2 protein-coding genes are annotated in these 9,344 nt (G+C 75.2%); both read right to left on the reverse strand.

The annotated features are described in order from the left end of the window. On the reverse strand, positions 1-5,322 hold a 5,322-nt coding region (locus tag JQN84_RS31080), incomplete at its 3' end, for a type I polyketide synthase (RefSeq protein ID WP_204962151.1). 52 nt (positions 5,323-5,374) lie between these two features. Then, positions 5,375-9,344, reverse strand: a 3,970-nt coding sequence (locus JQN84_RS31085) for a type I polyketide synthase (RefSeq protein ID WP_204962152.1), incomplete at its 5' end; no start/stop codon positions are given.

A 9,344-nucleotide genomic window follows, 5' to 3' on the forward strand; every position in this document is an offset into this window, starting at 1 on the left:
GGTGATGAGGTGCCAGAGTTCGTCGGGGGTGTTGGCGTTGCCGGGGTAGTGGCAGCCCATGCCGATGATGGCGATGGGTTCGTCGGTGGTGTGGGTGGTGGTGCGGGTGACGGCGGTGGTGGTCGCGGTGGTGTTGGTGAGGCGGTCGAGCAGGTAGCGGGTCAACGCCCCCACCGACGGATGGTCGAAGGCCAGCGTGGTCGGCAGCGTCAGCCCGGTGGCGGCGGCGAGCTGGTTGCGCAGCTCGACCGCCGTCAACGAATCCAGCCCCAGTTCCTGTAGCGGACGCTCGGCCACCAACGCCACGGCGTCGGCATGGCCCAGGACACCCGCCAACCGGGTCCGGACCAGGTCCGCCACCACCCGGTCGCGTTCGGTCACCGACAGCGCCGCGAGCTGCGCGCCGAGGCCCTGTCCGGGGGACGCCGACGCCCGCGCCGACGGACGCCCCGCCGGTACGAGACCACGCAGCAGCACCGGTGGCTCGGCGCTACGCCGCAGCTGTCCGAGATCCAGGGCGGTGGCGGCGTACAGGGCCGCACCACCGGACAGGGCCTGGTCGAACAGGGCCAGTCCGGCGGCGGAGGAGAGCGGACGCAGCCCGCTGCGGGCCAACCGGCGCAGGTCCGCCTCCGCCAACCGCCCGGTGAGTCCGCTCGACTGCTCCCACAGCCCCCAGGCCAGGGAGACCGCCGGCAGGCCGGCGGCCCGCCGGTGGGCGGCGAGCGCGTCGAGGAAGGCGTTACCGGCCGCGTAGTTCGCCTGACCGGCGGTCCCCACCAGACCGGCGAGCGAGGAGTACAGCACGAACGCCGACAACTCCCGGTCGAGGGTGAGCTGGTGCAGGTGCCAGGCCGCGTCGACCTTGGGTCGCAGCACCGCGTCGACCTGCTCGGCGGTGAGCGCCGTGAGGACGCCGTCGTCGGTGACACCTGCGGTGTGTACGACCGCCCGCAGCGGCCGGTCGGACGGCACCGCACGGAGCACCTCGGCCAGCGCGTCCCGGTCGGCGACGTCGCAGCCGGCGAAGGAGACCTCCGCGCCCAGCGCCGTCAGCTCGTCCCGCAGCGCGGCGACGCCCTCGGCGCGGCCACCGGCCCGACTGACCAGCAGCAGTCGACGGGCGCCGTGGGCGGTCACCAGGTGCCGCGCGACCATCGCACCGAGCACGCCGGTGCCCCCGGTGACCAGCACCGTGCCCTCGTCGAACCGGGGCGGGCGGGCCTGCGCGGCCGTCGCGCCGTCCTCCCGCCGACCGACGCCGACGCCGTCCGCGGGGCCGAGCCGGGGCACCAGCAGCTGGCCGTCGCGGATCGCCACCTGCGGCTCGCCGCCGGCCACCGCCCCGGCGAGCTGCGCGGCGGTGGCGTCGTCGTCGAGGTCCACGATGGTCAGCCGGCCGGGCTGTTCGGTCTGCGCGGAGCGCAGCAGCCCCCACAGGGCGGCGTGGGTCAGCGTGGGGGAGTCCCCGGGCCGGGCCGCCACCGCGCCTCTCGTCACCACCACCAGCCTGCTGTCGGCGTAGCGGTCGTCGGCCAGAAAGCGTCGGGACACCCCGAGCGCCCAGCTGACCGTGGCGTGCGTCCCGGCCACCACGTCGTCGGCGACGTCCGACGGTGTCACGGCGATCAGGACGTCCGGCGGCTGCGCCAGCTCGGTCAGCTCGGCGTGCACCGGCCAGGTTCCCCCGGGGTCGGCGTACGCCAGCGAGGCCACCTCGGGCCCGGTGCCGAGCAACGCCCAGCGTCGCCCGGCCCCGGGGTCCACCGGGTCGGCCGGCTGCCACCGCAGGCTCCACAGCTGACCCGGGCGGCCCGGTCCGTCGTCATCGGCGGCGACGGCCAACGGTCGCAACGACAGGGCGTCGACGGTGGCGACGGGCCCACCGGCCCCGTCGGCGACCAGCACCGCCACGGTGTCCCCGCTGACCGGGGTCAGCCGCACCCGCAGGGTCGTCGCGCCGGCGGCCCGGACCCGGACCCCCGCCCAGGCGAAGGGCATCCGGGCCGGCAGGTCGTCGACGACCCCGGGCAGGAGCGGGTGCAGCGCGGCGTCGAGCAGGGCCGGATGGATCGTGAACCGGTCCGGGTCGTCGACAGTCACCTCCGCGTACCGTACGTCGCCCTGCCGCCACAACCGACGCAGGCCCCGGAAGGCGGGCCCGTAGGTGTAACCGGCCGCGACCAGGCGGTCGTACGCCCCGGCCAGGTCGACCTCGTCCGCGCCGGCCGGCGGCCAGTGGGGCAGGCCCTCCGGTGTGGACGTCCCGTCCGAGGTGAGCAGACCGGTGGCGACCGGGTACCAGTCGGTGTCGACGGTCCGGGCGTGGATGTCGACGCGGCGGCTCCCGTCGTCGCCGGTCGGGCCCACCACCACCTGCACCTGCGCCGCCCCTTCGTCGGGTACGACGAGCGGGGCGAGCAGGGTCAGCTCCCGGACCGTGGTGAGCCCCGTCTCGTCGGCCGCGCGGACCGCCATCTCCAGCAGGGCGGTCCCCGGCACGACCACCCGGCCGTGCAGGAGATGGTCGGCCAGCCAGGGTTGGGTGTCGGCCGAGAGCCGACCGGTCAGCAGCACCTCGTCGGTGTCGGCCCGGCGGACCACCGCGCCGAGCAGCGGATGGCCCGCCGGGTCGAGACCCAGCCCGGTGGAGTCGGCGGCGGCCGGCCGGGGATCGAGCCAGTAACGGCGGTTGTCGAACGCGTACGGGGGCAGGTCGACCCGGTTGACGGCGGCGTCGGCGAAGTACGCCGGCCAGTCCACCGACACGCCGCGTGTCCACAGCGCGCCGGCGGCGGCCACCACCGCCTGCGGCTCCGGCCGGTCCCGCCGGCAGGTCGGCACCGCGCCCTCGGCCAGCACCGACAGCACCGCGTCCGGCCCCACCTCCAGCAGGGTGGTCGCCCCCTGGGCGCGCAGCGTCGCCACCGCGTCGGCGAACCGCACGGTCGCCCGGACCTGTCCCGCCCAGTACCCCGGGTCGCCCCATTCCCCGGTCACCAGCGCCCCGGTCACCGTCGACACGGCGGGGATCTCCGGCACCGCGTAGCTGAGGGTGGCGGCCGTCTCGCGTAGGGCGGGCAGCATCGGGTCCATCAACGCCGAGTGGAAGGCGTGCGAGACCGTCAGGCGGCGGACCCGGCGTCCCCGGCCGGCCCACTCGACGCGGGCGCGTTCGATGCCGTCCTCGTCGCCCGCGAGCACCACCGCGCGCGGCCCGTTCACCGCGGCCACGTCCAGCCCCTCCGGCAGCCACCCGAGCAGTTCCTGCTCGTCGGCCTCGACGGCGAGCATGGCGCCGCCGGGCGGTAGGGCCTGCATCAGTCGGGCCCGGGCGGCGACGAGGGTCGCGGCGTCGTGCAGGGTGAGTGTCCCGCTGACGTACGCGGCGGTGAGTTCGCCGACGGAGTGTCCGGCGACCAGGTCGGCGGTGATGCCCCACGAGGTCAGGAGCCGGTAGAGGGCGGTTTCGAAGGCGAACAGGGCCGGCTGGGTGTAAGCGGTGTCGTCGAGGCCGTCGCCGGAGTCGACGACCTCGCGTAGGGGCCGGGGCAGCAGGGGGTCCAGTGCGGCGCACACCTCGTCGAAGGCGGCGCGGAACACGGGGAAGGCCTCCCGTAGTTCGCGTCCCATGCCGGCGTGCTGCGCGCCCTGACCGGTGAACAGGAAGGCGGTGCGACCTCCGGCGGCGGCGGTGGTCGGCGTCGCGGTCGCCAGCGCCGCCAGCAGGGCCGCCCGGTCGGTGCCGGTGGCCACCGCCCGCACGGGCAGCGAACCCCGGTGCGCCAACGACAGGGCGACGTCGCCGGCCTCGACGTCCGGCTGCTCCCGGAGGAACTCCGTCAGGCGGTCCACCTGGGCCCGCAGGCCGTCGGCGGTCCGGGCCGAGACCAGCCACGGCGTCACCGGCAGCGGCCCGCCGGTCGCCGGTGGCTGCTCGGGCGCCTGCTCCAGGACGACGTGGGCGTTCGTGCCGCCGAAACCGAACGACGACACGGCCGCCCGGCGCGGCCCCTCGCGCTCGGGCCAGGGTCGGGCCTCGGTCAACAGCGCGAGCCCGCTGGTGGCCCAGTCGACGTGCGGGGTGGGCTCGTCGGCGTGCAGGGTGGGCGGCAGCAGGCCGTGCCGGATGGCCTGGACGACCTTGATGATGCCGCCGACCCCGGCGGCGGCCTGGGTGTGCCCGATGTTGGACTTCAACGAGCCGAGCCAGGCGGGCCGGTCGGGGGAGTGGTCGTGCCCGTAGGTGGCCGCGAGGGCCTCCGCCTCGATGGGGTCGCCGAGGCGGGTGCCCGTGCCGTGGGCCTCGATGAGATCGACGTCGGCGGGGCGGAGCCCGGCGGCGTCGAGCGCGCGCCGGATGACGCGCTCCTGGGCGGGGCCGCTGGGCGCGGTGAGGCCGTTGGAGGCCCCGTCGGAGTTGACGGCGCTGCCCCGCACGACGGCCAGCACCCGGTGGCCGTGGCGCAGCGCGTCGGTGAGGCGCTCGACGAGCAGCAGGCCGACCCCTTCGGACCAGCCGGTGCCGTCGGCGTGCGCGGAGAACGACTTGCACCGCCCGTCGTCGGCGAGGCCGCGCAGGCGGGAGAACTCGACGAACGCCACGGGCGTCGACATGACGGCGACCCCACCGGCCAGCGCCAGGTCGCATTCGCCCCGACGCAGCGCGGTCGCCGCCAGGTGCAGGGCGACCAGCGACGACGAGCAGGCCGTGTCCACGGTCACCACCGGGCCCCCCAACCCGAGGGTGTACGCCAACCGGCCCGAGGCGATGCTTCCGGCGCTCCCGCTGAACAGGTGACCCTGGAAGCCGTCCGGCGGCAGGTCGGGCCGGGAGCCGTAGTCGCTGTACATGGCGCCGGTGAAGACTCCGGTGTTGGTGCCGTGGAGGGTGGTGGGGTTGATGCCTGCGTGTTCGAGGGTTTCCCAGGCGGTGTGGAGGAGGAGTCGTTGTTGGGGGTCGGTGGCGGTGGCTTCGCGGGGTGACATGTTGAAGAATTCGGCGTCGAATTGGTCGGCGTTGTGGAGGAAGCCGCCGTGTTGGGTGTAGGTGGTGCCGGGGTGGTCGGGGTCGGGGTGGTAGAGGGTGTCGAGGTGCCAGCCTCGGTTGGTGGGGAATGTGGTGATGGCGTCGGTGGTGGTGGTGATGAGGTGCCAGAGTTCGTCGGGGGTGTTGGCGTTGCCGGGGTAGTGGCAGCCCATGCCGATGATGGCGATGGGCTCCTGCTGCCGGTCCTCGACCTCCTGGAGGCGGCGTCGCGCCTCCCGCACGTCCGCGACGGCCCGCTTCAGATATTCGCGGAGTTTGTCCTCGTCAGCCACGTCTTCCCAACTCTCCGGGTTCGTTGCGTCAGGGCCAGGTGCGGGCGGCCGGTCAGTCGCCCTCGTCGATCAGCGCGAACAGCTCCTCGTCACTTGCCACGTCCAGGTCGGCGTCGGCGTCGGCGTCGGTCGTGACGACCCGGAGCAGGTCGCGCAGCCGCGCCGTGATCGGATCGTGTGCCTCGCCCAGGACACCGCCCTCGACCGCCGCCCGCAGGGTCTGACCGAGGCGGTCCAGGTCGGTCAGCAGCGCCTCGGCTTCGGCCCCCTCGGCGGGTCCGACGAGGTCGTCGATGAAGGCGGCGAGGGCGTCGACCGTGGGATGGTCGAAGACCACCGCGGCGGGCAACCGTACGCCGACCGCGTGGCCGAGTCGGTTGCGCAGCTCCACGGCGGTCAGCGAGTCCAGGCCCAGGTCCTGTAGGGCCCGGGCGCCGTCGAGTCCGGTTGGGTCGCCGTGGCCGAGGACCGCCGCCACCTGGTTACGGACCAGGTCGGTGAGGACGTGCCGGCGCTGCGCGGGTGGCAGGTCGGCCAGTCGCGGACCTGCGGGCGCACCGGTGGCCGGCGCGCCGGACCGGGGGCGCGCGGGGGCGGGAACCAGTCCGCGCAGCATCGGGGGCACCTCGTCACCGGCCCGCAGCGTGGCCAGGTCGAGCCGGGTCAGCGCGTACGCCGGATCGTCGCCGGACACCGCGGCGTCGAAGAGGACCATCGCCTCGTCGCTGGCCAGCGGTCGCAGACCGGACCGGCTGAGCCGTTGGCGGTCGCCGTCGGTCAGGTGGCCGGTCAGCTCGCTCGCCTGCTCCCACAGACCCCAGGCCAGGGAGGTGCCGGGCAACCCCTCGGCGCGTCGGTGGGCGGCGAGCGCGTCGAGGTAGGTGTTGCCGGCCGCGTAGTTGGCCTGCCCGGCGGTGCCCAGCACCCCGGCCACCGACGAGTACAGCACGAACGCCGCGAGATCCAGGCCGAGGGTGAGCTCGTGCAGGTTCGCCGCCGCCGTCACCTTGGGGCGCAGCACCCCGGCCAGCTGGTCGTCGGTCAGCGCGGTCACCACGCCGTCGTCCAGCACCCCCGCCGTGTGCACGACGGCGTGCACGGGATGCTCGGCGAGGACGGCGGCCAGCGCCGCCCGGTCGGCGACGTCGCAGGCGGCGAACCGGACCCGGGTCCCCGACCCGGCCAGTTCCTCGGCCAGCTCCGCCGCGTGCGGGGCGTCCGCCCCCTGCCGACTGACCAGGAGCAGGTCCCGGACGCCGTGCTCGTGCACCAGGTGCCGGACCAGGACCCGGCCCAGTGAGCCGGTCGCACCGGTGACGAGGACGGTGCCCGCGTCCCAGCGCGGCCCCTCGGACCGGGGTCCGCCGGTGGCGCGGGCCAACCGGGGTACGAACATCTGCCCGGCGCGGACCGCCACCTGCGGCTCGCCGAGGGCCACGGCCGCGCCCACCACCGCCTCGTCGGGCTCGTCCGCGTCGACCAGGACGATCCTTCCCGGTTGCTCGGTCTGCGCGGAGCGGACCAGGCCCCACACCCCGGCCTGCGCCAGGCCCGCGCGGGTCGGTGGGCCCGGCCCGGCCGCCCCCCGGGTCAGCAGGACGAGCCGGCCGTCGGCGAACCGGTCGTCGGCCAGCCAGCGCTGTACGACGTCGAGGGCGTGCCGGACCACCGCACCCGGATCAGCGTCCGTCGCCGGCACGGGCACCACCACCAACGGGGGCACCGCGTCCCCGGTGACGGCGAGGTCGTCGGTCCACCACTGGGCCGTCGGCCGGGCGGGCGGCCCCGCCGGCGCCGGCACCCAGTCGACCCGTAGCAGCGCGTCCGCGACGACGTCGCGCCCCGGCTGTGCGACGGGTGGGCGCAGGGTCAGTGACCCGATCCGGGCGACGAGGGCGCCGCCGCCGTCGGTGACGGTCAGCGCCACGGTGTCCGGGCCGGTCTCCACGAGCCTGACCCGCAGGGTCGTCGCGCCCGCCGCCACGACCCGCACCTGCGACCAGGCGAACGGCACGAGGGAGCGTCCGTCGTCTCCGGCGGCGATCGGCAGCAGTGGGTGCAGTGCGGCGTCCAGCAGCGCCGGGTGGACGACGAAGCCTCCGGCGGCGGCACGGTCCGCCTCGTCCAGCGCCACCTCGGCGTAGTGCACCGCGTCGGCACGCCACATCCGGCGCAGGCCACGGAACGCCGGGCCGTACTCGTGGCCCTGTTCCGCGAGCCGGTCGTAACCGCCGTCGAGGTCCACCTCCACGGCGTCCGGCGGTGGCCAGGCCAGCAGCTCCGCGGCACCGGCGTCCTGCGCCGGGGCGACGGTGCCGGTGGCGTGGGACGTCCACGGCTGCTGCCCGTCGGCACGGGCGTGCAGTTCCACCCCGCGCGCGCCGTGCGCGTCCGGTTCGGTCACGAGCAGTTGCAGGTGCAGGGGTCCGTGGTCGGGCACCACCAGCGGCCGGAGCACCGACAGCTCCGCCACCTGTGCGCAGCCGATCTCCTCGCCGGCCCGGAGCACCAGTTCCAGCAGGGCGGTGCCGGGCAGCAGCACCACCCCCTGGATGCGGTGGTCGGCGAGCCACGGCGCGGTGGCCAGGTCGACCTGACCGCTGAACACGTGGGCGTCGCGTCCGGCCAGCTCCACGGCGGTGTGCAGCAGCGGATGGCCCAGGCTGCCACCGTCGGCGGCCGGCGTCGGCAACCAGTACCGTCGGGTGTGGAACGCGTACGTCGGCAGGGTGGTCCGGCGGCCGCCCGGGAACACCGCCGTGGCGTCCCACGGGGTGCCGGCGAGCCGGAGCCGGGTGAGCGCGGTGGTGACGGCGGACGACTCGGACGTCCTGGCATCGAGCAGCGGGGTGAGGACGAGGTCGGGGTCGGCGTCGGGCAGGCACTCCCGGGCCAGCGCGGTGAGCACGCCGGCCGGACCGATCTCCAGGTAGCCGCCGACCCCGAGCGAGTCGAGCGACAGGACGCCCTGGTGGAAGTGGACGGTGCCGCGGATCTGCCGGGCCCAGTAGTCAGGCGTGACCAGTTCGGCGGGATCGGCGAGGGCGCCGGTGAGGTTCGACACGATCGGGATCGACGGCTCGTGGAAGGTCAGCCCGGCCAGCACGGTACGGAACGCGTCGAGCACCTCGTCCATGTGCGCGGAGTGGAAGGCGTGACTGACCGGCAACCGGTGTGTCCGGGTGCCCCGGGCCCGCAGCGTCGCGGCGAGGGTGTCCACCGCGGCGCGGTCCCCCGAGACGACTGTCGCCGCCGGTGCGTTGAGCGCCGCGACGGCCACCCCGGCCGGTGCCGGCAACTCGGCTATCGCGCAGCGCACCTCGTCCTCGCCGGCCTGCACCGCCAGCATCGCGCCGTCCTCCCGGGCGGACTGCATGAGCCGGCCACGGGCGGCCACCACCGTGCAGGCGTCGCGCAGGTCCCAGACGCCGGCCAGGTGGGCGGCGGTGACCTCACCGATCGAGTGCCCCAACAGGTAGTCCGCCCTGATCCCGTACCGCTCGACCGTCCGGTACAGCGCCACCTCGACGGCGAAGAGGGCGGCCTGGGTGTACCTGGTCTGGTCCAGCAGGGCGGAGTCGGCGGTGCCGGGTTCGGCGAACAGCACGGTCCGCAACGGGCGGGGCAGTTCGGGGTCGAGGTGGGCGCAGACCGCGTCGAGGCTCTCGGCGAACACCTGGTGCTGCGCGTACAGCTCGCGGCCCATGCCCAGCCGCTGGCTGCCCTGGCCGGTGAACAGGAACGCCACCCGTCTGCGGTCCGGGCCGGCGAGCCGGCCGTGCAGCACGCCGGGACCGGATTCCCCGGCGGCCAGGGCGGCCAACCGGGTCAGGAGTTCCGTCCGGTCGCCGCCGACCACGGCGGCCCGCCACGGCAGCACCGCCCGCGTGGTGTCCAGTGAGAAACCGACGTCGGTGGGGTTGAGGTGGGGGTGGTTGGTGAGGTGGTGGTGGAGTCGGGTGGCTTGTTGGGTGAGGGTGTGGTGGTTGTGGGCGGAGATGATGAGGGGTTGGTGGGGTGGG

This window comes from Micromonospora humidisoli (genome assembly GCF_016900955.1).
Taxonomy (GTDB): Bacteria; Actinomycetota; Actinomycetes; order Mycobacteriales; family Micromonosporaceae; genus Micromonospora; species Micromonospora wenchangensis.